General features: G+C 49.0%; 14 protein-coding genes and 1 pseudogene. 9 read left to right on the forward strand and 6 right to left on the reverse strand.

Annotation, left to right across the window (positions count from 1 at the left end; translation table 11 throughout):
* Positions 1-366, reverse strand: a pseudogene (locus QZN53_RS11745) (ATP-dependent helicase); the annotation flags it as partial.
* Positions 367-645: 279 nt separating this feature from the next.
* Between QZN53_RS11745 and QZN53_RS11750 the strand changes: the two are divergent.
* The 4 genes from QZN53_RS11750 (at position 646) to QZN53_RS11765 (ending at position 6,054) form a co-directional block, all read left to right on the forward strand.
* On the forward strand, positions 646-2,781 hold the full coding sequence (locus QZN53_RS11750) for an AAA family ATPase (RefSeq protein WP_163439127.1): 2,136 nt from the start codon (positions 646-648) through the stop codon (positions 2,779-2,781).
* 17 nt (positions 2,782-2,798) lie between these two features.
* Complete coding sequence (locus QZN53_RS11755; protein WP_163439128.1) at positions 2,799-3,809, forward strand: hypothetical protein; 1,011 nt, start codon at positions 2,799-2,801, stop codon at positions 3,807-3,809.
* A 215-nt stretch (positions 3,810-4,024) separates the two neighbouring features.
* A complete protein-coding gene (locus QZN53_RS11760; RefSeq protein WP_163439129.1) occupies positions 4,025-4,585 on the forward strand; it encodes a hypothetical protein in 561 nt (186 codons plus the stop codon).
* A gap of 20 nt (positions 4,586-4,605) precedes the next feature.
* The gene (locus QZN53_RS11765) at positions 4,606-6,054 is read left to right on the forward strand and encodes an RNA-binding domain-containing protein (RefSeq protein ID WP_163439130.1); all 1,449 of its coding nucleotides are present in this window, start codon (positions 4,606-4,608) and stop codon (positions 6,052-6,054) included.
* 60 nt (positions 6,055-6,114) lie between these two features.
* Here the strand turns inward: QZN53_RS11765 and QZN53_RS11770 are convergent, their stop codons facing one another.
* Complete coding sequence (locus QZN53_RS11770) at positions 6,115-7,224, reverse strand: polysaccharide lyase (protein ID WP_294653283.1); 1,110 nt, start codon at positions 7,222-7,224, stop codon at positions 6,115-6,117.
* Between the two features lie 49 nt (positions 7,225-7,273).
* Here QZN53_RS11770 and QZN53_RS11775 point away from each other — a divergent pair, with 49 nt between their 5' ends.
* Positions 7,274-7,495 carry a hypothetical protein gene (locus QZN53_RS11775; protein WP_163439131.1) on the forward strand — a complete coding sequence of 74 codons (222 nt, stop codon included), beginning with the start codon at positions 7,274-7,276 and terminating at the stop codon, positions 7,493-7,495.
* Positions 7,496-7,616: 121 nt separating this feature from the next.
* Here the strand turns inward: QZN53_RS11775 and ahcY are convergent, their stop codons facing one another.
* From ahcY to QZN53_RS11790, 3 genes are all read right to left on the reverse strand, one after another.
* Entirely contained in the window at positions 7,617-9,077 is a 1,461-nt protein-coding gene (gene ahcY, locus QZN53_RS11780; RefSeq protein WP_163439132.1) for an adenosylhomocysteinase, read from the reverse strand.
* A 189-nt stretch (positions 9,078-9,266) separates the two neighbouring features.
* On the reverse strand, positions 9,267-9,563 hold the full coding sequence (locus QZN53_RS11785; RefSeq protein WP_163439133.1) for an STAS domain-containing protein: 297 nt from the start codon (positions 9,561-9,563) through the stop codon (positions 9,267-9,269).
* Positions 9,564-9,606: 43 nt separating this feature from the next.
* A complete protein-coding gene (locus QZN53_RS11790) occupies positions 9,607-12,063 on the reverse strand; it encodes a SpoIIE family protein phosphatase (protein WP_163439134.1) in 2,457 nt (818 codons plus the stop codon).
* Positions 12,064-12,320: 257 nt separating this feature from the next.
* On the opposite strand from QZN53_RS11790, the gene QZN53_RS11795 reads away from it, so the two are divergent.
* On the forward strand, positions 12,321-13,856 hold the full coding sequence (locus QZN53_RS11795; RefSeq protein ID WP_088629009.1) for an Rne/Rng family ribonuclease: 1,536 nt from the start codon (positions 12,321-12,323) through the stop codon (positions 13,854-13,856).
* A 183-nt stretch (positions 13,857-14,039) separates the two neighbouring features.
* On the opposite strand, the gene pta is transcribed toward QZN53_RS11795, so the two are convergent.
* A complete protein-coding gene (gene pta, locus QZN53_RS11800; RefSeq protein ID WP_163439135.1) occupies positions 14,040-15,428 on the reverse strand; it encodes a phosphate acetyltransferase in 1,389 nt (462 codons plus the stop codon).
* Positions 15,429-15,697: 269 nt separating this feature from the next.
* Between pta and QZN53_RS11805 the strand changes: the two genes are divergently transcribed.
* From QZN53_RS11805 to QZN53_RS11815, 3 genes are all read left to right on the forward strand, one after another.
* Positions 15,698-19,612 carry a fibro-slime domain-containing protein gene (locus QZN53_RS11805; protein ID WP_163439136.1) on the forward strand — a complete coding sequence of 1,305 codons (3,915 nt, stop codon included), beginning with the start codon at positions 15,698-15,700 and terminating at the stop codon, positions 19,610-19,612.
* A gap of 234 nt (positions 19,613-19,846) precedes the next feature.
* Entirely contained in the window at positions 19,847-23,653 is a 3,807-nt protein-coding gene (locus QZN53_RS11810; protein ID WP_294653292.1) for a fibro-slime domain-containing protein, read from the forward strand.
* A gap of 150 nt (positions 23,654-23,803) precedes the next feature.
* Entirely contained in the window at positions 23,804-23,953 is a 150-nt protein-coding gene (locus QZN53_RS11815) for a hypothetical protein (protein WP_163439137.1), read from the forward strand.
* Positions 23,954-23,972: the final 19 nt, after the last annotated feature.

Here is a 23,972-nt window from a genome sequence, read left to right on the forward strand (position 1 = left end):
TAACGAAAGCTTTGTCGGGTCAAGCTGGTAAGGCATCATATCCATTGCCGCGCGATGCCCGATGTGCAGGTTCGTGTCTGTCGGAATCAATTGCCGCCACTGGCTTTCGAGATAAAGCTTGGTGCGGTTGTAATGCAGGGAGTCGTCGGTGCAAAGCGTAATCTTTGCTGGGTCAACGACGGTAATCCGTTCGAGGTCTGTCAGGAAGATGGATTCCCTGTCTTTCACGAGGGGCGAGACTCCAACGCAATGCAAGGCCTTGTTGCCAAGGTTGTTGATTTCGATCTTTTTCACCATCCATTCTTCGTCGCGGATGATGACGCGCATGCCGGGGGCAAATTCAATGTTGTCGGGGGTCTGGTCCATGTAGGAAAAATAATAAAAGAAGAGAGGGGACTGCTGCAATAGAATTACGGCGTGAGCTAGTTACACCTAAATAGACGGTTTTAGGGATGATTTGGACTATAAGCCCTACAAATGTAGGATATATCTGAAAAAATGATAGAATCGAGTGTTAGTTTGTTGCTGAAATGCTACCTTTTTGAATTTGTAAGAAATATTTAAGTTAAATTAGAAACTTTTTTATATAAATATCAAATTAAATGTTGTTTAATTATTTAATCAACTAATTAATAAAGGATAAATATGCTTTTTAGTATTAACTGCGTTGAAAAAATATCAAAGAAAGATTTTCCTGATGAAGAGCAGTTTCTGTTTGGCCCGTGTGATAAACGATTGTATAAAGGATTGAAGTCAAAAAGATATTTTTTTAATGATTTTTATGAACATGATCAAAATGCAAAAAAACTCAAAAAAAGAGTGCGAGTGCTTGATGAGAACTTTTTTGGTCCCAATATAAATGTTCAGGCTGTAGTTGGCCAAAATGGTAGTGGGAAAAGTACATTGATGGAACTTATTTATATGGCCATCAATAATTTTTCGTACATGTATGAAAGGGGACATGATGAAGAGCGTCCTGGAGCAGAATCTCTTTATTATGTTCCAGGTTTGTTCGTTAAAATTTATTTTTCTGTAGGAGAAAAAATATATGAGTTAGAGTCGAAAGGTCTTATTTTGGATTTGATATGTAACGGAAGTAAAATAGCTCATTTTGAAATCAATGAATATGGTAATGTGGAAATATTGCCAAGCAAAAAAATTGCAGAATTAATAGACAACTTTTTTTATACAATTGTATCGAACTATTCCATTCAATCATTTATTCCAACAAACTATATTCATAATATTTATGTCTTTGAATCTGGCAGAGATAGAAAAATTAAGAAAGACAATGTTGGGGAAAAAATATGGATAAATAGTATTTTTCATAAAAACGATGGGTATATTCGTTCAATAGTTTTAAATCCATACAGAGATAATGGGCATATTAATATTACAAATGAATTGAATCTTTCCAAAGATCGTGTTTGCACGCTGTTTCTTTGGGCCAAAGAACAGGGGAAATTCTACTTTGACCCATATTTATATCATGATTTAAAAATAAATTTAAAAAAGAATTTTTTAAAAAATAAAATCAAGAATATTTGGAAACTAAAGGGTTCTGCTAGTGCAGATTTCGACAAAAGATATCCGTCAGATCGCCATTGTTTGAAATTTATAGATGAAAAATTTGCAAAAAAATTAGTACATGAATTTAGCCTAAATGCAGAAATGTTATATGAAGGTTGTGATGAATATAAGAAAAAAGCCATGCTTTATCTTCAGCTTAAAATATTGACTATTGTAAATAAATACGATGTACTGTTAGAATATAAAAATGTCGTTTCCTTCGATAAGGATAGTGATAATCCCAGAATTATTTTTGAAGAAAGTAAAAAGACTGATCGCTTAATAGAGATGCTAAAGGCTCCCGAATGGCATGTGACAAAAAAGATAAAACGAGTTACGTCGTTCATGAAGTTATCGAAAGAGGCTATAGAAAGAATATTTAACCCCGCATTATCATATAATGGCGAAGTGTACTTTGACGAGCTTTCAAAGGTGCTTATGAGGGAAAACCCTTTTTTTGGTCCTTTTGTAGTGTCAAACGAAAAAGGCAAGCGTTTTTTTGTAGATCCTGTTAGAATCGACCGACTTCTCCCTCCGTCCATTTTTGATTATGAATTGATTTTGAAAAAGGGGGATGATGATATAAGTTTTTATGATTTGAGTTCAGGGGAATTGCAACTCTTGGAAACGCTTTCAATTCATTGTTATCACATTGAAAATATTCTTTCTATAAACAGAGAATATCAGGATTTTGATGGATCTATAAAATATCATCCAAAATATGAATGTGTTAATTTAGTTTTTGATGAAGTGGAAATGTGTTTCCATCCGGATTTTCAAAGACAATTTTTAAATAGATTGCTCAATTTGGTTACTTCGATGAAACAAAATTTGTATGGAGAGGGAGGTTGTTGCATGAATATAATGATACTCACGCATTCGCCTTTCATTCTTTCTGATATGCCAAAGAGTAATATTTTGTATTTACAAGACGGAATTGATGTCAGCGATAAGGTTGATTTAAATACTTTTGGTGCAAATGTAAGTGATGCTTTGTATCATAGTTTCTTCTTGAAGTCAAAAGGATTCGTTGGAGAGTTTGCTCAACATAAAATAGAATCATTAGGAAATTATTTTACAAATAAACAAAATGAACGATATCCCAATAGTAATATTTTTGAATGGTCTGATGATTGGGCTGATTCTTTTCTTGAAAAAATTATTGGGGATGAAATGATAAGAAATGTATTACGACAAATAAAAGAATCGTAAGTAGTGGGGTGCTTAAAATGAAAAGAATTCTTATTACGCCTCAAGTTCAAGCCATTGCTGATGAATATTACGATGAGATTATTGCAAAAGAAAAACAAAAAACGATTTCAAAGTTAACCCAAAGAATAAGCGAAATTCAAAATTCTATTCCTCAATCGCCAAATTGGAAACTGTATGTAAAGTACTTAAAAAAAATAATCAAGCATTATGATGAACTAATAGTTTTACATCCTAGGTTTTTCAAATACTATTGGATGCGTTATTTCTTTTTTTTGAAGGATACTGATTTAGATAGTGAGTCTTGGAAAGCGGGAACAAAACAAAAATTTCATGAGATGGTTGTGTCTGCTATGGGGTATAAAACAGTTAGGAGTGAAATAATAGCGCCATATATACAGCGATTAAATATTCGTGTATGCGTAAATTGTAATAGCGATTATGTGTTATCTACTGAAAAAAGAGTTCGTTTAAGTACTGGAAAATATGGTGTTGAGATAAAAGGGCGTTTTCAGTTAGATCATTTTTGGGCAAAATCAAAGTACCCTTTTTTGTCCATTTCTTTCTTTAATCTTCAGCCGTCATGTGGCTTCTGTAATTTGTGGAAGAAGGATAAAATTGGAAAATTTAATTTATATACAGATTTTTATCAAAAAATAAACCCATTTCTTTTTGTTTTGGATAAGAAGGCTCTTTTGACGTATTTGCTAAAATCGAATTCAAAACTACTTCATGTTGAATTGCATAGTAAAGAACGGGGTTTGAGGGAAAATCATGAAGAAATTTTTTGTATTGATGATATATATAAACTTTTGAATGATGAGGCAGAAGAAATTATTTGGAAAGCAAAGATATATAGCAACTCTTTTATTGGACAGTTGCAAAATTGGTTCAAAAACAAGTTTACGAATAATTCTGAAAAAGATTTATTCCGCTTTATTTTTGGTTTTTATCCTGGATTAGAAGATGTTCATAAGAGGCCTCTAACTAAAATGAAACAAGATATTGCAAAACAGCTGAAACTTGTTTAAGAAAAGACCATTTTGCCAACGTCGGCAAAATGGTCTGCTTTGTAAAATTTTTCGGAACCCCTTGCCAGCTTTTTTGATATTAGGTACATTAATGCCCGACGCATCTCGCTGTTTTAAGGCGAGGTGCGTTTTTGTTTTAACCGGTTTTCGGTTTTGCAAGAACGCCTCTAACATCAACCGGCCACAATTTATGGCCAAATGGAGGCTTAAAACTCATGGTAAAACAATCATTTCACGATGTAAATGTTTTCATCAATGGCATTACGAGTGTATGCAAGGATTCTGCCATTATTGAAGAAAAGACTCTGGCCCACTTTGGGAACGAGTATAAGCGAGTTGTGCGGTACATTTTGATGATGAAATTTCAAAAGTTTTCTGCAAAACAATTTGCTGAGGCTCTAGTTCCTCGCGATTTTTTGGAGGGTATTTATGATGTAGAAAGAGAATGTGCCGAAAGAAATGGCTTAACTATTGTTTATGGCTATTCGGATGATTTAATGGAACTTGACGGCGCAATTCGTTTAGGGGGATATTGCTTTAAAGACGGTAATTTTCATTTGAAATGGGATGAGGGGAAATGGAAACTCGTTGATGGAATTGGTAAGCACAATAACATTACCGCGCTGTGGTATGATAGTAATGCGATTGACGATAACGGCGTAAGAATCCCGTGGACGTACAAGACGGACATTCCCTTTGGAAAGTTTAACATGATAAATGGCGGGTCCCCATATTGTGAGTGTCTTGTGTTTGAAGTGAAAGATTTAGGGATTTAGAAAGTTAGGGAGGGTGCGTAATGGATCTTGCAAAATTTGAGAAAGCCCTAATGATTGGGGAAACTGTGGCTGTAGAATTCAAGCGCGCTGGCGGTCGTGTTGGCGACGATGTTTATGAGTCTGTGTGTGCTTTCTTAAATCGTTTCGGTGGCGATATTTATCTCGGGGTCCTTGATAATGGTAAAGTTGAGGGCGTTCCAGAAAATGCGGCTATCGATATGATCAAGAACATCATCAATGTTGCGAATAATCCGACTCTATTCCAGCCGACAACATATCTTGATCCAGAAATCATACGACACAACGGCAAGACGTTAATCCGTATTCATGTGCCACAGAGTTCCGAGGTGCATAGTTTTAAGCGGGTCGTTTATGACCGCGTGAATGACGCTGATGTCAAGGTTTCCGCAACTTCACAAATTGCGCAGATGTTCATTCGTAAACAGGGTATATTTACCGAACTGCGCATTTATCCGTATCTGAAAAAAGAGGACTTGCACCTGGAATTGCTTGACAGGGTGCGCCTTTTGGCGGTCAACAATGCTGGAGGCGACCATCCGTGGAAAAACATGGATGATGAGACATTGTTGAAGAGTGCTGGACTTTATACCATGGACTACGACTCGGATAAACCGGGATTCAACCTAGCGGCGGCACTCCTGCTTGGCCGTGACGAGGTGATCCATAGCATTTGTCCGGCGTATAGGACAGATGCCTTGCTTCGTCGTGAAAATGTTGATCGTTACGATGACCGTGATGTCGTAGATACGAACCTTATCAATAGTTACGAGCGTCTTTTTGCTTTTGCCCAAAAGCATTTGCCGGACAAGTTCTTTGTCGAGGATTCGTTCCGCAAGAGCCTTCGCAACATCATTGTCCGCGAAATGATTTCGAACACTCTGATGCACCGTGAGTTTACGAGTTCGTACCAGGCGAAGTTCATTATAGAACGAAACCGCATGCTTGTCGAAAATGCGAACCGTGCACCAGCCCAAAAGATAATCACGCCTGAGAATTTGGAACCGAAGCCCAAGAACCCAACCATTGCGTCGTTTTTCAGGAATATCGGCTATGCCGACCAGCTTGGCTCGGGTGTCCGCAAAATGTTCCTTTATTCCAAGCCTTACGGCGGTGCCGATCCGACTTTTTCGGAAGACGATGTGTTTAGAATAACAGTATCGCTGAATGATTATGTGGGAGAGCCTCAAAATGAAGAGGTTAACAATAGGGTTAACAATAGGGTTAACAATAGGGTTAACAGTAAATTCAGTGAGATTCAGCAAAGAATTATTAATGTATTGCGTGAAAAACCAGCAATAACGCAAAGGGAAATGTCCAAGTGCATATCCATTTCTCTTGTACATATAAATAAGAATATGAGAGCTTTGCAAAAAATGGGGGCCGTTAGCCGTGTTGGCAATAATAAACAGGGATCATGGATAGTTAATGAAGAAAAGGAAAAGTCTTAGACCTGTTGAACCCAACAAGTTGAATGGGGAGTTCGGTGAAAAATTCGGTGAAAAAAAAAACTACCTCACAACCTTAACTCTTTTCCCGTTCTTGAGCTGGTGCGTGGTGGCGTTGGGGCGAGTTTCCTTGCGGCCGACAAAGGTGCCGTCGATGCGGTAGGTTTCAACGGGGGCGACTGTGGCGCGGTTTTGTGCCCGCGTCCAAATTCGCTCGACGCCGCTGGTATCGCGGGCGCTTGAGTCCGCAGTGGTCGCGTTTGCCGTCACGGCGATGGAATCCGTCGATACGGTGAAGTTGTCATAGCGGATAAAGCAGTCGTGGGTGGGGGCCCATTCGGCGCTGCTTCCGCCGTGGAATGTAGAGAGGTAGAACTTGTCGACTTTCACGGTGTCGTAGTCGCGGAGCCTGAGCGTATCTACATCGAGTGCGAGTTTGCCGTCAAACCAGGTCTGCACGCGTCCGTTCTTGTCGCCGTTGCCGGAAGAGGCGATGGTATTCATACTTACTTTGTTCACAATGCGGTGCCAGGTGCCGGTGGTGAATTGTTTTTGCGGGATGGTGCCGTTCAAGTCCCACGTGAAGTCGTCGCCATATACGGACTCTTGCCCCATGAAGTAGATGAGCTGCACGGCGTTGCCGTCTTTGCGCCACATGATGCGCGCGCTCCAGCCGTCGCCGGTTTCGGGCATGGCGTTGCCGGTGTAGCACTTGCCGCCGCATAGGCCGGGGAGTTTGCCGCCGAGCTGGAACTCGAATCCGTCTTCGAAGAATATGTCGTAGGCGCTCCACATGGTGTCTGCGGTTTTCACAAGGGGCTGGATGATTTGCCCGGCGCAGGCAGGCGTGTCGTTGTCATTCGGGCCTACGCAGCCTTTGGGGTACTTGAGCTGCAGTACGTTGCCGTGTTCTTCGCCGTCGTACACGATTTTGGAATTTTCGCCATTGTTCTTGTCCATGGCGTACCACCAGCTTTTATCGTAGTCGTTGCGCTTGAAGTCTTCTTTGGCTTCGGCATTGCCGTACACGCCGACTTCGCGGTTCTCGAAGTTCACGAACGAGACGGTGTCGGATGCCGTCTGTGCGAATGCAGCCGGAGCAAGCGCGGCGGAGGTGGTAGCCGCGACAGCGAACATCGCCACAGAAAAGGTGTTACGATTTTTTGCGTTCATGCTTTTAAAATAATCTTTTTTGGCTGGTATTAAACTATCTTTTTAATGTATGGCCGAATTACTTGACGAAAAACACAATGAAGTGGGCGCGACTCCCGTTGCCGCGGCACCTGCTGCCCGAACTTCAGCAGACACCGCTGCCGAGGCTCGCAAGGCACGCATCAAGAAGATGCGCGGGTGGCTTTCTCCGCGCGATATCGTAGCCGACGACTTTGGGCCCGAAGATGCCGCCCTCTATTACGGCGAAGGGCATTCCGGCTGGAACCGCTAATGTTTAAATGAAAAAATCCCTCGGCAAGTGCCGGGGACTTTTTGTAAAAGGAGATCCCGGCACTGGGGCCGGTATGACAAATAGGGCGCGGCGCTTGCAGCCTGCTTGCGCGCGATACCGATTAATAGCGGTAGTGATCAGCCTTGTACGGGCCTTCCACGGGCACGCCGATGTAGTCGGCCTGGGCCTTGGTGAGGGTCGTCAGGTGAACGCCGAGCTTTTCGAGGTGCAGACGAGCAACCTTTTCGTCGAGGATCTTCGGCAAGGTGTACACGACACCGCTTTCGTACTTGATGCCAGCGACAGTCTGCTTGCCCTGAGCGTTGAGCCACAGGTCAATCTGAGCGATGGTCTGGTTCGTGAAGCTTGCGCTCATCACGAAGCTCGGGTGACCAGTAGCGCAGCCGAGGTTCAGCAAGCGGCCTTCAGCGAGGATAAGGATGCTGTGACCGTCGGCGAAAATCCATTCGTCGTACTGCGGCTTGATTTCGTTGCGCTTGATGCCCGGAATCTTCTTGAGGCCGGCCATGTCGATTTCGTTGTCGAAGTGACCGATGTTACCGACGATAGCGCGGTTCTTCATCTTTTCCATCTGGGCGGCGCTGATGATGCCGGTGTTACCGGTGGTGGTCACGAAGATATCGGCGTAGCTAACCACTTCGTCGAGCGTCTTGACTTCGTAGCCTTCCATGGCAGCCTGCAGGGCGCAAATCGGGTCGATTTCGGTGATGATCACGCGAGCGCCCTGACCACGCAGAGACTGGGCGCAGCCCTTACCCACGTCGCCGTAACCGCAAACCACAGCAATCTTACCGGCCATCATCACGTCGGTGGCGCGGTTGATGCCGTCAATCAAGGAGTGGCGGCAGCCGTAGAGGTTGTCGAACTTGGACTTGGTCACGGAATCGTTCACGTTGATTGCCGGGAACTTCAGACGGCCAGCCTGGGCCATCTGGTAAAGGCGATGCACGCCGGTAGTCGTTTCTTCGGAAACGCCCTTCAAAGCTTCGCGAGCGCGGGTCCACTGCTTCGGATCCTTTTCGAAAATCTTACGGCAGGTGGCGAGGAACACGCCCCATTCTTCGCTGTCGGTGGCCGGGTTGAATTCAGGCACCTTGCCGGCGTCTTCGAATTCAGCACCGCAGGTCACGAGCATGGTAGCGTCGCCACCGTCGTCCACGATCAGGTCAGGGGTCTTGCCGTCGGGCCATACGAGGGCGCGGGCGGTGTTTTCCCAGTAGTCTTCCAAGGATTCACCCTTCCAGGCGAACACAGGCACGCCCTGCGGATTTTCCACAGTACCCTTCTTGCCCACCACCACGGCGGCGGCAGCGTTGTCCTGCGTACTGAAGATGTTGCAGCTCACCCAGCGCACGTCGGCACCGAGGTCCACGAGCGTTTCGATAAGGATAGCGGTCTGCACGGTCATGTGGAGGCTACCCATAATGCGGGCGCCAGCGAGCGGCTTCTTGCCTGCGTATTCCTTGCGGAGAGCCATCAGGCCCGGCATTTCAGTTTCGGCCAAGTCGAGTTCCTTGCGGCCTTCAATCGCAAGGTTAATGTCCTTAATTTTGTATTCCATGTTATATCCTTTTTTGGCACGGTTCTTGCGGCGGTCTATATAGCCGTTTGCTCCATGCAGTTTCTTTTATGCATAAATATAGTTATATGCATAAAAGGCGTCAACCCCACCCGGCAATAAAAAAATCCCCGACCGAGGTCAGGGGATAAATTTCGTGGGCACTTGGACGCGCTTGAACGCTCAAATAGGCTATTCGACAGTCAGAATGTCGCAGAAACCGGTCACTTCGAAAATTTCCTTGATTTCGGAGCTTGCGTTCTTGACGACCATGGAACCTTGCTTGTTCATGACCTTCTGGGCCATCAGCAGAATGCGCAGGCCTGCAGAAGAGATGTAGTCAAGATTCTTGAAATCAAACACCAACGTCTTTACGCCGTCGAGCTTGCCCTGGATTTCGGCATCGAGCTGCGGGGCGGTCAGAGTATCCAAGCGACCTTCGAGTGCGACGGTCAATTTATCGTTTTCGATTGTCTTGTTGATCTGCATATTTTTCCCTCTTTCTCTTAAATTTATAAAAGTTTACAAGACTTTACAAGGTCTTGGTAATAGCCAGTTCGTTTTTGTCTCCGTTTCTACGGTAGCATACGCTGTCCATGGTCTTTTTCACAATGAATATTCCAAGGCCGCCGACTTCGCGTTCTTCGGCAGGTAGCGTAATGTCCGGGTCGGCCTGCTTGATCGGGTCGTAAGGTTTACCATTGTCGATAAAGGTGAGTCTTGCCGAAAGCGTCGCCTTGCGGATTTCTACAATCAATGTCACTTCGGTTGCTCCCGAGAACTTCACGATATTGCTGTAGATTTCGTCAATCGCGATGTTGATCTGCATCTGCGACTTCATGGAACCTTCCATCGGGGCCAAGATACCTTCGACGAATGCCGTCAAGATGTCTTGGTTTTCAGGAATCACGTCCACAATCTTTTCATAACGCTCCCAAGCGTCTTGCATCTGCATCTTCTTTGCTCCATCCATTGGTGTAAGGATGTCTTCGACAAACGACTTGAGTGCGTGGCTCTTGCCGTTATCGGAAACATCGATAGTCTTTTCGTAGCGTTCCCATACGGGTTCGTCGATTCCGTTGAACCTGACGGCAAGCATGGTGATGTCGTCGAATTGCGGAACGTCTTGTACAAAGTTGTCAATTTCTTTCTTGACCAGGTCGCAGGTGTCGGCGGGGCTCAGTTCGCCACCTTTACGAATGACTGCGAGGAGCCTGTTGTCGCCGAACAATACGTTGTTGGAGTTGGTCGCTTCGGTGACGCCGTCGGTGTAAAGGAACAGCGTGTCGCCCGGCTTGAGGTCGTAAGTCTGCTGCTTGTAAACCGTATTTTCCATGGCGGCCATGACTACGCTCGACTTGCTCGGGATAAATTCGGTAGAGCCGTCTTTGTGTCGTACCACGGGCGGGTTGTGGCCAGCCGAGGCAAAGTCGATATGGCCCGTGCGCAGGTCGATAATGCCTGCCCACACGGTTACGAACATGTTCAGGCGGTTGCGCTTGGCAAGAGCGTAGTTGGTCTTGCTGAACGCTTCGCTGATAGACTTCAGGTTCTTGGTCATGGTGCGCAAGATAATGCGGGCAACCATCATGAACAAGGCGGCGGCAACGCCCTTGCCGGACACGTCGCCGATCACTACACACAAATGATCGTTGTCGATCTTGAAGAAGTCGTAGAAGTCGCCACCCACTTCCTTGGCGGGCAGCAGGAACGGTGCGAGTTCGTGGCGGTCATCGTCAGAATTTTCGTCGCGTTCTTCGCCGGGCAGCATCGAAAGCTGAATGTTTCGGGCAAGGTCGAGTTCGCGCTCGATACGCTTCATGTCCTTCTGCTTTTCGATGTTTTCCTTGATTTCGGTGAGCATGTGCGAGAACGCCCACGCGAATTCGGCCACTTCGTCATGACCCGTGATTTTCGGAATCGCCACGTCGAAGTTTCCGCGCCCGAGCTTGCGGGCCGCAATGGTCAAGTCCTTGAGCGGCTTTGCCACGCGGAACGAAATCAGCAAGATAATTACGAGTATTACGCCGTATCCGCCGAGAGCCATCATCAAGAACAGCCTGCGCATGGCGCTCTGGTCTTCCAGGTATTTCTGAATGGGCCACACGACCATGAACGTCCAGTTGGTCGAATGGATCGTGGTGTAGTAAATGGCAGATTCTTCGCCGCCTGCAACCGTACCGATAAACAGCCCGCTGCTATCGCGGCCCTTGCGGTCGAATTCAACTTGCTTTTGTCCGCGCTTTTCTCTGACAATGATGTCGCGGTTTCTTTTTCCTTCGGCAAGGCTTTTCGGGTAGGCGACGGCCACGTTCTTGGTTGTGGTGATCAGGGCGAATCCCGAGTTCGAAACAGGAATCGACCCGACTTCTTCTTTAAGGAATTCAATCGACATGTCTACGGCAAGCACACCAATCAGCTCGTCTTCGCCGTTCTTGTCTTTTCCGAAAATAGGAGCTGTATAGACGGCAATCGGTTCCGGGACGAATTCGCCAATGAAGGGTTCCTGCCAGCGGCTCGTTTTGCCGTCCCTTACGCTGTAGTACCATTCCTTGTCCTGGTAGCTCGCGCCAGATACAAGCTTGGTATCGACGTGGTCAAAGCGGGCGAGTCGCATGTATTCGCCTTCTGTGTTTTCGGGGCCCTTTCCCGGTTCGTAGGCGACTACCACGGCAACCACCTGGGGAATCAGGTTGCGGGCGTTAAAGAGCGACTGCATCAAAAAGTCGTCCATGTCCGCCTTGTTCATGGGGTGCTCGCTCACCTTTTTGGATAAGTCTTCGCCAATGACTTTGCCCGCGTTAAAGAGCTTGTCGATGTAGTTCACGTTGGCGCGGCTGGTTTCTTCGCCGTTTTCGACTGTCATCTTGTTTAGCATGTCCTGAGTCTTGTAGCTCATGATGCCAAAAATCAGGCCAAAGACGACCGTAATAGCCGCTAGAATCATCATAGACTGCTTAAAGGCAAGTCCGCGGAGATTAAATCCCATATATTCCTCTCTTCTTATTGATTTTAAATATATGTAATTATTTGTCTTTTTTGCCTTTTTTTCTTCAAATTACGCCTTATTTCATTTTTTGAAATCCAGAATTGGAATATTGACTTATTATATTTATGTTCCCTAGACTTTACGCTGTGGAAATGCGGTACTTTCCGTAAGAGAAGCACGTGGGTTCGGAAGCGTCCATACTTTTGGAATGCTTCTTAGGGACGTCCAACAAGTTTTGCTTACTTTTAGGAGCTTTAATGGCAAATAAGTGCAAGCGCGGAATTTTGATTAGTAAGACCCCTTACGAAAAACGTATCGCCATCATGGAAGACGGCGAACTCGTTGAACTTGTCGTCGAGGGTGTTTCTTCTAACCGAGTTCTGGGCAATATTTATAAGGGCGTGGTCCAGAAGGTGCTTCCGGCACTCAAGGCTGCGTTCATTGATATTGGCCTTGAAAAGGCAGGCTTTTTGCATCAAGAAGACGCCATGGACCGAAACGAACTCCTCCGCCGCGAATATGGCGACGATGATGACGAGGGCGGTTCTTCCAAGGAAGTCTCGATTGATGAAATCCTGCAAGAAGGCCAGGAAATCATGGTTCAGGTGGTCAAGGAACCGATTAGCACCAAGGGTGCTCGTCTGACCACTCACCTGAGCTTTGCAGGTCGTTTCCTCGTGTGCATGCCGGGCACCAACTTCATTGGTGTCTCCAAGCGTGAACGCGACCCGGCCAAGCGCCGCGAATTCAAGAAGGTGGTCCGCCGCCTCAAGGGTCGCGACGTGGGCTATATCGTTCGTACCAACGGTCTGAACGAATCCGAATTCGAAATCAACAAGCAGATGCGCGAACTCGAAAGCAAGTGGGAACAGACGAAGTACAACTTCGAAAACCAGCCTGCCGAAACCTGCATCTACGAAGAATCCGATTCGATTGAACAGACAGTCCGCGAATACTTCAGCGATAACACCGACTACGTGTATATCGACAACCGCGACGAATACTTCGCCCTGCGTGAATACCTCAAGGTACTCTCGCCGGACAAGCTCGACAAGGTGAAGCTCTGGAGTTCCAACGAAAGCCTGTTCGAATACTTCAAGATCGAAAACGACTACGCACGTTCCCTGCAGCGTCAGGTACCGCTTCCGCGTGGTGGTAACCTCGTCATCGAACAGACCGAAGCTCTTGTTTCTATCGACGTGAACACCGGTCCCAAGGTGCACGGCAAGGACCAGGGCAAGATCATTCTCGAAACCAACATTGACGCCTGCTACGAAATTGCAAAGCAGCTTCGTCTGCGCGACGTGGGTGGCCTGATCATTATCGACTTCATCGATATGGAATCCGAAGAAGACAACGAAAAGGTCTACCAGGAATTCCGCAAGGCAATCCGCCGCGACAAGGCACCGATCAGCCCCGCTCCCATCAGCCAGTTTGGCCTTATGGAAGTCACCCGTAAGCGCGTCCGCGTGAACCTGATGACCGAAAAGACCGAACGCTGCCCGGTTTGCGACGGCGACGGCCGCATTGCAACGCTCGAATCCACGCTCGGCATGATCGACCGCTGGATGGCACGCGCCAAGGCCAAGGGCAAGCTCCGCGAAGTGACCCTCGTGGTAAGCGCCCAGGTGATCGACGTGCTCTGCAAGGACCACAACCGCATGTTCAACTACTTGGAATACAAGCATGGCATGAGCATCAGCCTGGTCGAAGACGAACACGCCCACATCAACCAGTTCTGGTTCTACGACAAGAACAACGAAGACATTACCGACCTCTACAAGTTCGTGTAATTCTGCGTGTCGCGAAATTAAAATAGGGCCGCACCTTCAAGGTGCGACCCTATTTTGTATAAATTAATGAATTTGGACCGGAATTAAGATTACCGTGAGCAAAAAGCGACCCGGTGTTAACGGGTCGCGATTGCGAGAGTGAGGCGATATCACATTCTTGTTAATGCGATAGAGCCGAACGGTCTAATTAGCCTGCACAGCAGTCAAAGCAATCGTGTACACGATGTCTTCAACGAGGGCGCCGCGGCTAAGGTCGTTCACCGGCTTAGCCAAGCCCTGCAACATCGGGCCGATGGCAATCGTGCCATGGGCACTGCGCTGCACAGCCTTGTAACCAATGTTACCGGCAGAAAGGCTCGGGAACACGAACACGGTAGCCTTACCGGCGACGGTGCTGCCCGGGGCCTTCAGGGAACCAACGCTCGGCACGGTCGCCGCATCGTACTGAAGCGGTCCATCCACCAGCATTTCGGGACGGGCTTCCTTCACAATCTTGGTCGCTTCGCGAACCAGGTCTGCATCCGGGCCCTTGCCGCTGTTCATGGTGCTGTAGCTGAGCAAGGCGACACGGCTGGGGAGGCCGAAGGCCTTCGCGGTGTCGTCGCACTGCTGAGCAATGCCGGCGAGTTCTTCGGCGGTCGGGTTCAGGTTAATGGCGCAGTCGCCGTAAATGTAAGTCTTGTCCGGCATGCACATAAAGAACACGGAGCTCACGGACTTCACGCCCGGAGCGCACTTGATCACCTGCAGGGCAGGGCGCAAGGTGTCGGCGGTAGAGTGGATGGCGCCAGAAACGAGGCCATCGACTTCGCCCATCTTAAGCATCATGGTACCGAGCATCACGTTGTCGGCGAGTGCTGCGCGGGCCTGGTCTTCAGTCATGCCCTTGGACTTGCGGAGTTCCACGAGAGTCGGCACATACTTTTCAGCAAGTTCTGCAGACGGTTCGATGATTTCGATATCGGCTGGGAGAGCAACGCCCTGTTCCTTGGCCACGGCAAGGATTTCGTCCTTCTTGCCAATGAGCACGGGCACTGCAATCTTGCGGTCAATCACGAGCTTGGCAGCCTGCACGGTACGCGGTTCAGAACCTTCAGGCAGCACGATGCGCTTCTTGGCCTTGGAAGCTTTCAAGAGTAAGCCTGCGCGGAACATGGCCTGGCTGGTCTTGCGTTCGGCCGGTTCGGCAGCCAAGTCCTTGGCGAGGCACTTGCAGCAAGCGAGCAAGCGGTTCGGGCAGAACAGGTCAGCGTCTTCGCTGTCAGAATAAATCTTTGCATCGAGGGCGGTAGCCAGAGAGTCGTTGTACTTCTGGGCCATCACGTCGCTCATGCCCTGTGCACCTTCGACCACCACGGCGTCTACAGAATCAAAGTCCTGAGAAAGGAAGTCGGCCGCAATCTTTTCCATGAGCACGGCGGAATTGTGGGCCTTCAGTTCCTTAGCGGCTTCGGCACCGTTCACGCAGGGCTTGTAGGTTGCGCCAATCAGGCCGGCGGCAGCTACAGCGTCCATGACTTCCTTGACTTTGGCTTCCATATTGGCGGAGGCAACCAAATACACTCGATTCATAAAAAACTCCTGTTGATTTGTAAATTCCTCCTAAAAATTAGGATTTTGATACCCCGCAGGCCTCGCTTTTTGTATTTATTTAGGGGTTTTTATTGAAATTCTCTCCATAAGTCTCCTTTTTCTTATAAAAACCCTACATAGTAAAGTATTGTTTGCTTTAAGATAGCGCAAAATAAACTATTATTTACTCCGGTTGTGTCTTGTGTGTGGGACATTCATGGAGAGAACGGATGAAGTGCAAAAACTTTTTCCGGGGTTTGGCATTATGCTTGACCCTTTTAGTTGTTAACACATTTGCGCAGGACTGTGTAGCCATAGCCCATGTTATATACGATGGCAATAACCTTTTCTACGCTGATAATGAAGCCAATTTCAAGTACAAGCAACTGAGCAAAGAAGACGACGGTACGTTTAAAGTCTGCTTCACTCAGGAACGTCTTGAAGGTTCCGACCGACAGGGTCGCGAAGACGTGCGCCAGCTGCGTTTCGGTTCTTTCTGCGCCGAAGGCAAGGACTCCTGTGCCTCGTACCTGAACGAAGGCAATGAACCCTTCCTCGCCGAGCTGTTCCCCGAATACCAGAACGGCGTCGATAGCCAGGAGGTTTTCCAGGTCTGGCTCCAGATCAACCCCGACGGCACGTTGACCAAGACGACGACCAAACCGGTCATTGTGGAACCGGCTAAAAAGACCATCCGCTTCCTTGCTCCGTGGAGCAACACGGGTGTGGTCGTTATGCTGAACGGCAAGGCCGACTACATGAAACCTGTCGGTGGAAACTATTGCGGTTGGTTCGAATATCGCGCCGTACTGACACCCAAAGACGCCTACGTGTCTTTCAAGCAAACTATCGGTGACCTGCATATCGGTGCCGAAGGTGCTTCTAAAGAAGAAATCCCTGTAGAACAAGAAATCAAGTTGGATTCCTTGCTGCAGATTTCCGACACCGTCTGGATTCTGGGCTCCAAGTACAGCGAACCGGAACTTTCTACCGAATTCCCGGGCGAACTCGGCGACTGCCCCATCAAAAAGCTCCCGGGCGAACTCGGCGACTGCCCCATCAAAAAGCTCCCGGTCATGATGTTTGACTGGTTGCATGGCGATGGTAGCGACGAAGAAAACACCATTGCACAAGCCAACACTACCAGCCAGGACTTCGGTACGGGCGGCTGCAAAAACGACAACGGCCATCAGGTCATGAGGAACATGGTCGAACGTGAACTTGGCCCGAACGGTGTTCCTGTTCCCGCTGCAAACTTCCCGAGCAACTGCAAAACCACCGAACACCTCGGCAACTGGTTCTTGCCCGAAGTCGTCGCAACCGATGCCGCCGGCAATAGCTATACCAACGCCACCTGCCGCGACCTCGAACTTTCTCTCACCGACGACGGTTTCTGGTTCGGCCAGAAGAACAAGGATAGCGAAGAAAAGGGTCTGTTCTTCTTGGACGACTTCCAGTATCTCGATGAAGCTGGCACTATCCCGAACCCCATGTACGACAGCATTCTGGGCGATTCGACTATCGGTCGCCACAACTACGGCTTTACCATGAAGATCCAGGCCACCTTCGAATACGTGCCTGGTCAGTACTTCGAATTCTTGGGCGACGACGACGTCTGGGTGTTCATCAACAACAAGCTGGTGGTGGACATCGGCGGTCAGCATACGCAGATCGAAGGCAAGGTCAAGCTAGACACCATCGGCAAGAACAATCCTGCAGACAAGTTAATTCCGGGCGAAACCTATTCCTTCCACATCTTCTACGCCGAACGTCACCGCAACGAATCGAATTTCAAGATGCGCACTTCCATGGACTTGAAGGCCGAAGCCAGCATGTTCCTCACCGACCTTTCGGACGACCCGAAGTTGATTATCAAGGAAGTGTGGCAGATCGTGCGCGAAACGGTTCTCGCTTGCGACTTCTCCACGAGCCCCGAAAAGCAGCACACCGAACCCGGTCCGTCTAATTTCACCCTTTACGGAAAGAGCCTTGACAAGAACGGAATCGCCCTCAAGACGCTTGATTCCGCTTACTATAGTGGCATTACGGTAAGCAACGACTACACCATGATCACCATCGACACCAAGGCGATTACGAAGGCTCAAGCTCTGCCGCCCGGTAACTACTATGTCCGCGTGCGCCTCAAGAGCAACCCGGATGACTACAAGGATATTCCGTTCACCATCGAACCTTACGAATTGCCGAACCTCGCGTTTGCAAGCGTCAAGGATTCCACCTACTTTATCGTAGATTTCGACACGCAGGACACGATTAACTTTACGGAATACTGGAGCGCCTTCGGTAACGAACTTAGCCGCGACGTGTCGAGCGATTCCTTGCCCATCAATCTGGACAAGACCGAAAAGATGTGGGCCGGCCGCTCTTACCCTGTGCACATTATGTACGCCGAAGAATGGGCCTCCATTTACAGCGGTGTTGCAGTGCAAGTCAAGGCCTCGACTCCGAACCTGACCATTTGCGATTCAACCGGCAAGCCCATTAGTGAAATTGTGTTGATGGAAGGCCGCGCAAGTTTCTACGTGAAGGCAACCGACGAGGTGGTCGACGGCGTGCTTACCTTGAGCACGGTTGGCGCCAAGAATAAAGAAATTCATTGGACCAAGATCAATATCGCAGTGCCGCCGGTACCGCAGATCGAAGCCGCCTACATTTACGACCGCACCGGTGACGGCCGCGCCGATAGCATTTGGATCAAGTTGAACAAGGCTATCGACAACCGCACGGTCATCGACTCTGTCAAGTATATCTTCCAAGAAGAAAACGAAGATTACAAGAAGACCAAGGTTGCCTACAAGGTCAGCAATTACAATGTCGGCGACATTTCCATTTCGCTCGCCGCCGAAGGAACGAGCTTCGAACCGTCCATCTTTACCGGCCGCAGAACGAACTCTAGCGACTTGTTCAGCCTGGTCAACATCTGGTACACCTATACCGGCGACGATGGCAAGCCCGCCATATTCCCGGTAGACGGCTCGCTCACCGACAAGGTTGGCCCTGTCATTATCGCTGCCGAAGTCAAGTACCTGAAGGATGGCAACACCCAGCTTGCTCTTGAATTCAGCGAAGGCATTAACGGCACCGACGCGAACACCGAATTCTTCCGCTTCCACTGCTGGAAAAACAGCGTGCAGGACAGTGCCGTCAAGAGCGCAAGCGATATCTTGACCACTCCCGAAAACACATGGAAGCTGATTTTCCCGAAGGGCCTTGATACCGATATCGTGCCTGCCGTGGGCGACTCCGTGCGCTTTATGCCGCCGTCTCAGCTTGGCATGGCGCTTGACCTCGTAGACGTCGGCCCGCACGAACTGAACCCCTGGATTCGCATTACCGGTGAACAGAAGGTCACGGTGACTAGCCCGAAGGTGGTAAGCCTCTCGACGGAATCCGAAACCTTCGATAGCGCCCGCGCCATTATCCAAAGCGAAGAGGCTACCGTGCCCAAGCTGGTGGGTGGCGAAACCGTGCTGACCGCCGAACAGGTGGCCGCCGAATACGGCACGCAGGGCCATTACCTGGGCGACCTCGACATGGCTGAACTCGTCGAAAACGAAATCGCCGAAATCGTGAAGGCCGTCCAGAATCCGGACAACGGCAAGCTCGTCGACAAGGACGAAGCCAAGGCCGCCGAAAAGGAAGGTGTCATCCCGCGCACCTACACCATCGAAGAAGTCATTGCCAAGGTGGCAACCGGCGAAATGTCCATCAAGGATGCCCAAAAGAAGTTCGACCTGAACCCGGTCATCGTAGACGCCTACGAAAACGGCCTGTTGAACAAGGAAAACTTGAAGAACTACCAGAGCGGCACTCCGGCCGATATCCAGAAGATTGTAAGCTCTGTCGCCGACAAGACCGAACTGCGTTACGAATCAATCTACTACTCTAGCCTGGGTCATTACGTGAACAGTCATTCGGGCGTCATTACCTGTAACGACGACATCTTCAAGGAAGGCGGCAAGCAGAACTGCCTCGAAAACGGTGGCAGACTCTTCTTGGCCTGGAACATGCGCTCGGATAGCGGTCGACTGGCTGCCACGGGTGTCTACATTGCCCGCCTCAAGTTCCGTATCAAGGTGAACACCAAGGTCATTACCGACCGCACCCAGGACTTCCTGTGGGGTGTGCGCCGCGGCCAGGTGAACGCCATCGACCTCGGAATTTAAGCCAAAAAACACGTTTTTTTGCACGGCGCCCGGAAGGGCGTTTTTTGTTCTCAAAAAAAATCGCCGTCTTTTTCGGGAATTTTACCCCCAAAACATGCCGTTTACACGATTGTTAATCAGAATTAACCCTTTTCCGTTCTCGTCCAGTTGATTTTTTTGAAAAAAAAATTTATTTCTACAATACAATATTGTAAAAAGTACGTACAGTTAGGCCTATGGCCCTAGGAGATGTGGATGAGGTGCGATATTTTTAAGAGAGCAACCAGTTTGCTCGCTTTGCTTGTCCCCGCGGCTTTCGCGGCGACGTTTACGCTTACAGCTACTCACGAAGGCGAACTCTACTACGCTATTTACAACAATGCCAAAGATGAATGGGCTACGGGCTGCTCTAGCATTCCGAACCGTAGCTTGAGTTTCAACATCGAAAGTCGTAGGGTCTTGCCCAATTACGACTTGTACGTCTTTAGTGACGCAAGCTGCCAGAACCTCCTGGCTCCGGAGGGCATTTCGTTTAGCGATTTGTATCCGACTTCGCAGCAGGCAAGAATCACCATTTCTAACGATGGTACGTGGAAATTCACGTCTCAGACCACTCCCACTGGCCCAGGCGCAAATCCGGGCGGTCCGGGTGCTGGTAACGATGACCCCGGCCAAGATGGCCCGGGTGCTGGCAATCCGGGTGGCAATCCCGGTGGCGTTGCCGAGGGCATGAAGATTATCAGCTTCTTTACTCCTTGGACCAATACCAACGCACAGGTATATGTCGATGGCGTACCCACAGCCATGATTCCGCTGGACAACTACTGCGGATGGTTTATTGCTGCAGTCAAGGCCCCCACTGAAAATTTCACCGTTTACTTTAAGCAGACCATTGGCGAAAACTTTGTGGGCGCACAAGGTCTTACCACTGCTCAGCCCGACATTACTACCGAAATCAAGCTCGACTCTGTGGCCGCCCTCAGCGATACCCTTTGGGTCAAGGGCAACCAGGAAGGCGAACCCGGCGTTTACGCAGAACACCCTGCTGGCGTTTTGGGTGATTGCCCCCTGAAAAAACTCCCGGTCATGATGTTCGACTGGCTGCACGGCAATAAGGGCGATGGTGTTCGTGGTAACGGTAATCCTGAATACGGCGTTAGCGCAGACTTCGGTTCTGGCGGATGTAGCGCTAGCCCCATGCTCGGCATGGTCGACACCCAGCTTGGCCCCAACGGCGTCCCGGTTCCGGCAACTCCGTTCCCCGAAAGGTGTGAGATTACCGATCACTTGGCCTACTGGTTCCTTCCGGAATCCTTGGCAGTCGATGCCCAGGGCAACAAGCTCACCAACATGACTTGCCGCGACCTGTACATCTCTATGGATAGCGCTGGTTTCTGGCTGGCCGAAATTTCGAAGGATGCTATTTCTAAGGGTAACGAAGCCAACCGCGGCGGTATGTTCCTGCTCGATGACTTCCAGTACCTCGATGATGCCAAGACAGTTCCGAACCCCTATTACGACCAGTTGACTGGCGGTAGCGACAACAAGCGCCATAACTTCGGCTTTACCATGAAGATTCAGGCCACGTTCGAATATATCCCGGGCCAGTACTTCGACTTCAAGGGTGACGACGACGTGTGGGTGTTCATCAACAACAGACTGGTGGTGGACATCGGCGGTCAGCATGCTCAGGTATCGGGCGCCGTGAACCTGGATACCCTTGGCCTTACTCCGGGTGAAACCTATCCGTTCCATATCTTCTACGCCGAACGTCATACCAGTTCTTCGAACTTCCGTATGCATACTTCGATCGACCTTAAGACCGAAGCAAGCATCATGCTCAAGAACCCGAATAACGATCCGAACATGATTGACAGAGAAGTCTGGCAGAAGATCCGTAAGAACAAGCTCGCTTGCGACTTCAGCGAAGGCGAAAAGGAACTTTCGCTTGAACGCGGTCCTTCGATCTTTACGCTGTTCGGTGGCAACCTGCCCTCTAACGGTGTGGTACTCGATACGGCCGGCATGTGGTTCGGCGGCATTACCGTGAACAATGACTTTGACGCCTTCAGAATCGATAAGGAATCCATCAAGGACAACCGTGGCCTTGCTCCGGGCGTGTACTACCTGCGTGTAACGCTCCGCTCCGACAACTCCCAGTACAAGGACGTGTACTTTGTGGTGGGCGCCTACGCCTTGCCGAACATCGTGTTTGCCGATTCCACTGGCAGGAGCCTCGGTTCTACCATTCGTAGCGATACCTTGCCGCTCAACATGAATAAGAATGTTACCATGTGGGTGGGTCAGTCTTACAAGGTCTATGTGCAGTACGCCGAAGACTGGGCCAATGACGAAGTCGTTTATCCCACGACAAACGACGAAGCCCTGGTTCCTTGCGACTCCCTGGGTAACCCGATTACCGAAGTCAAGCTCGTGAACGGCGCGGGTTCGTTCTACGTGAAGGCTGTGGGTGAACTTTGGGGCGGTATTCTGTACGTGAAGGGCCAGGCATCGGGTAACACCGCCACCTGGAACAGCATCAACTTCGCGTTGCCGCCGGTACCGCAAATCGAACTTGCTCAAATCTTTGACCGCGACGGCGATGGCCGAGGCGACAGTATCTGGATTCAGTTCGATGGATCACTCGGCGGAAAGAATACTCTCGACTCCGTCAAGTTCATCTTCAATTCTGCCAAGAACGCAAGACTCAGTGCCGCCTACAAGGCTCACTACAGAGACGGTTCCAACACGGCCTATATCGTTTCCGAAGGTAGCGGCTTTAATAGCGCTATCTTTACGGGCGACTCTACCGGTAAGGTATACACTGGCCTTGTGAAGGTCTGGTACACCTATATCGATAACGGCAATAAATCCGTGTACCCGGCAGACGGTGCACTGCAAGACCAGATTGGCCCCATTGTTACCAAGGCTGAAGTCTCTTACATGAAGGACGGTAACACGCAGCTTGAAATCAGCTTCAGTGAAGCCATCCAGAACAAGGAAAGGACTTCTGACATCTTTAATTTCCATGTGTGGAAAAACGGTATCTTGGGTACCACCGTCAAGTCTGCAAGCGACATCTCTGCAACCGCTCCGAACAAGTGGACGTTGATCTTCCCGAAGGGTAACGATAACGACTTTATTCCGGCCGTGGGTGACTCCGTGCGCTTTGCTCCGACAATGAGCGCGGCATTCGCTCTGGACATGGTGAATGTGGGCCCGCACGCAAACAACCCGTGGGTACGCATTACCGGTGAACAGAAGGTGAATGTAACGAGCCCTGGTGTCGTGAAGGTGGATCCGGGTTCAGCCTCTTACGACAGCGCAAAGACGATTATCACCAGCGAAAGCGCTACCGTGCCGAAAATCATTCAGGATCCCTCGATTCTCAATGCAGAACAGGCCGCTGCCGCATACGGCACGCAGGGTCACTTCCTGGGTGACTTGAATATGGCCGAACTGGTTGAGAACGAAATCGAAAGCATCAAGAATGCCGTTCAGAATTTCGAAGACAAGGTGATCGTTGTCGACGAGGCTACCGGTACAAAGCAGTCTTACTCGATTGAACAGATTATAGCTGCCGTAGATAATGGCCAGATGTCGATTGACGACGCCAAGAAGAAATTCGATCTTGACCCGGTCATTGTCGACGCCTACAAGAATCACATGCTCGATTCCAAGAATGTCAGCAAGTACAACAGCGGAAGCGAAAGAGACATTCAAGACATCGTAGAAGCTGTAGCACAGAGTACGGAACTTTACTACAAGGCTACCTACTACTCTAGCCTCGGTGAATTCGTGAACAGCTATGCTAACGTGATCACTTGCAGCGACAACGTATTCAAGGATCATGGCCAGGGCACCTGCCTCGAAAACAATGGCAAGCTGTTCCTCGCCTGGAACATGCGCGCCAAGAATGGCCGCCTGGTCTCGACCGGCGTGTACATCGCAAGACTTGAATACCGCATCAAGGTCGGCAGCAAGACCGTGGTTGACCGCACGCAGGACTTCCTGTGGGGCGTGCGTCGCGGCAAGGCTAACGCACTTGACTTGGGCTTCTAGGCCCAAGCGCTAGAACAAAGAGTCTCTCTCGGCAAAAAGAAGACCGCACCTTTGGGGGTGCGGCCTTCTTGCTTTTAAAAAAACTATATTAAAAGCGAATTTGCTGATAGAATCCATCAGACAAAAGATGGAGATGTGAGGGTTAATCAGATGAAAAAAGAATATACCGTTCCCGAAATGAAGGTGTTCCGTTTGGAACGACATTCTAATCTTTTGCAGAGCAGCGATGGCGACAAGACGCCGGTAATTCACGGGCCCATTGGCGAGGCTCCGTTCGATAATTCAAACCCGATGGTTTGATTGCTCGCAAAAATGACAA

Origin of the sequence: uncultured Fibrobacter sp., assembly GCF_900316465.1 — a bacterium.
GTDB lineage: Bacteria > Fibrobacterota > Fibrobacteria > Fibrobacterales > Fibrobacteraceae > Fibrobacter.

Bases quoted from the DNA above. Each gene is read 5' to 3' on its own strand.
- QZN53_RS11750 (WP_163439127.1), top strand. From the start codon at position 646: ATGCTTTTTAGTATTAACTGCGTTGAAAAAATATCAAAGAAAGATTTT.
- QZN53_RS11755 (WP_163439128.1), top strand. From the start codon at position 2,799: ATGAAAAGAATTCTTATTACGCCTCAAGTTCAAGCCATTGCTGATGAA.
- QZN53_RS11760 (WP_163439129.1), top strand. From the start codon at position 4,025: ATGGTAAAACAATCATTTCACGATGTAAATGTTTTCATCAATGGCATT.
- QZN53_RS11765 (WP_163439130.1), top strand. From the start codon at position 4,606: ATGGATCTTGCAAAATTTGAGAAAGCCCTAATGATTGGGGAAACTGTG.
- QZN53_RS11770 (WP_294653283.1), bottom strand. From the start codon at position 7,224: ATGAACGCAAAAAATCGTAACACCTTTTCTGTGGCGATGTTCGCTGTC.
- QZN53_RS11775 (WP_163439131.1), top strand. From the start codon at position 7,274: ATGGCCGAATTACTTGACGAAAAACACAATGAAGTGGGCGCGACTCCC.
- ahcY (WP_163439132.1), bottom strand. From the start codon at position 9,077: ATGGAATACAAAATTAAGGACATTAACCTTGCGATTGAAGGCCGCAAG.
- QZN53_RS11785 (WP_163439133.1), bottom strand. From the start codon at position 9,563: ATGCAGATCAACAAGACAATCGAAAACGATAAATTGACCGTCGCACTC.
- QZN53_RS11790 (WP_163439134.1), bottom strand. From the start codon at position 12,063: ATGGGATTTAATCTCCGCGGACTTGCCTTTAAGCAGTCTATGATGATT.
- QZN53_RS11795 (WP_088629009.1), top strand. From the start codon at position 12,321: ATGGCAAATAAGTGCAAGCGCGGAATTTTGATTAGTAAGACCCCTTAC.
- pta (WP_163439135.1), bottom strand. From the start codon at position 15,428: ATGAATCGAGTGTATTTGGTTGCCTCCGCCAATATGGAAGCCAAAGTC.
- QZN53_RS11810 (WP_294653292.1), top strand. From the start codon at position 19,847: ATGAGGTGCGATATTTTTAAGAGAGCAACCAGTTTGCTCGCTTTGCTT.
- QZN53_RS11815 (WP_163439137.1), top strand. From the start codon at position 23,804: ATGAAAAAAGAATATACCGTTCCCGAAATGAAGGTGTTCCGTTTGGAA.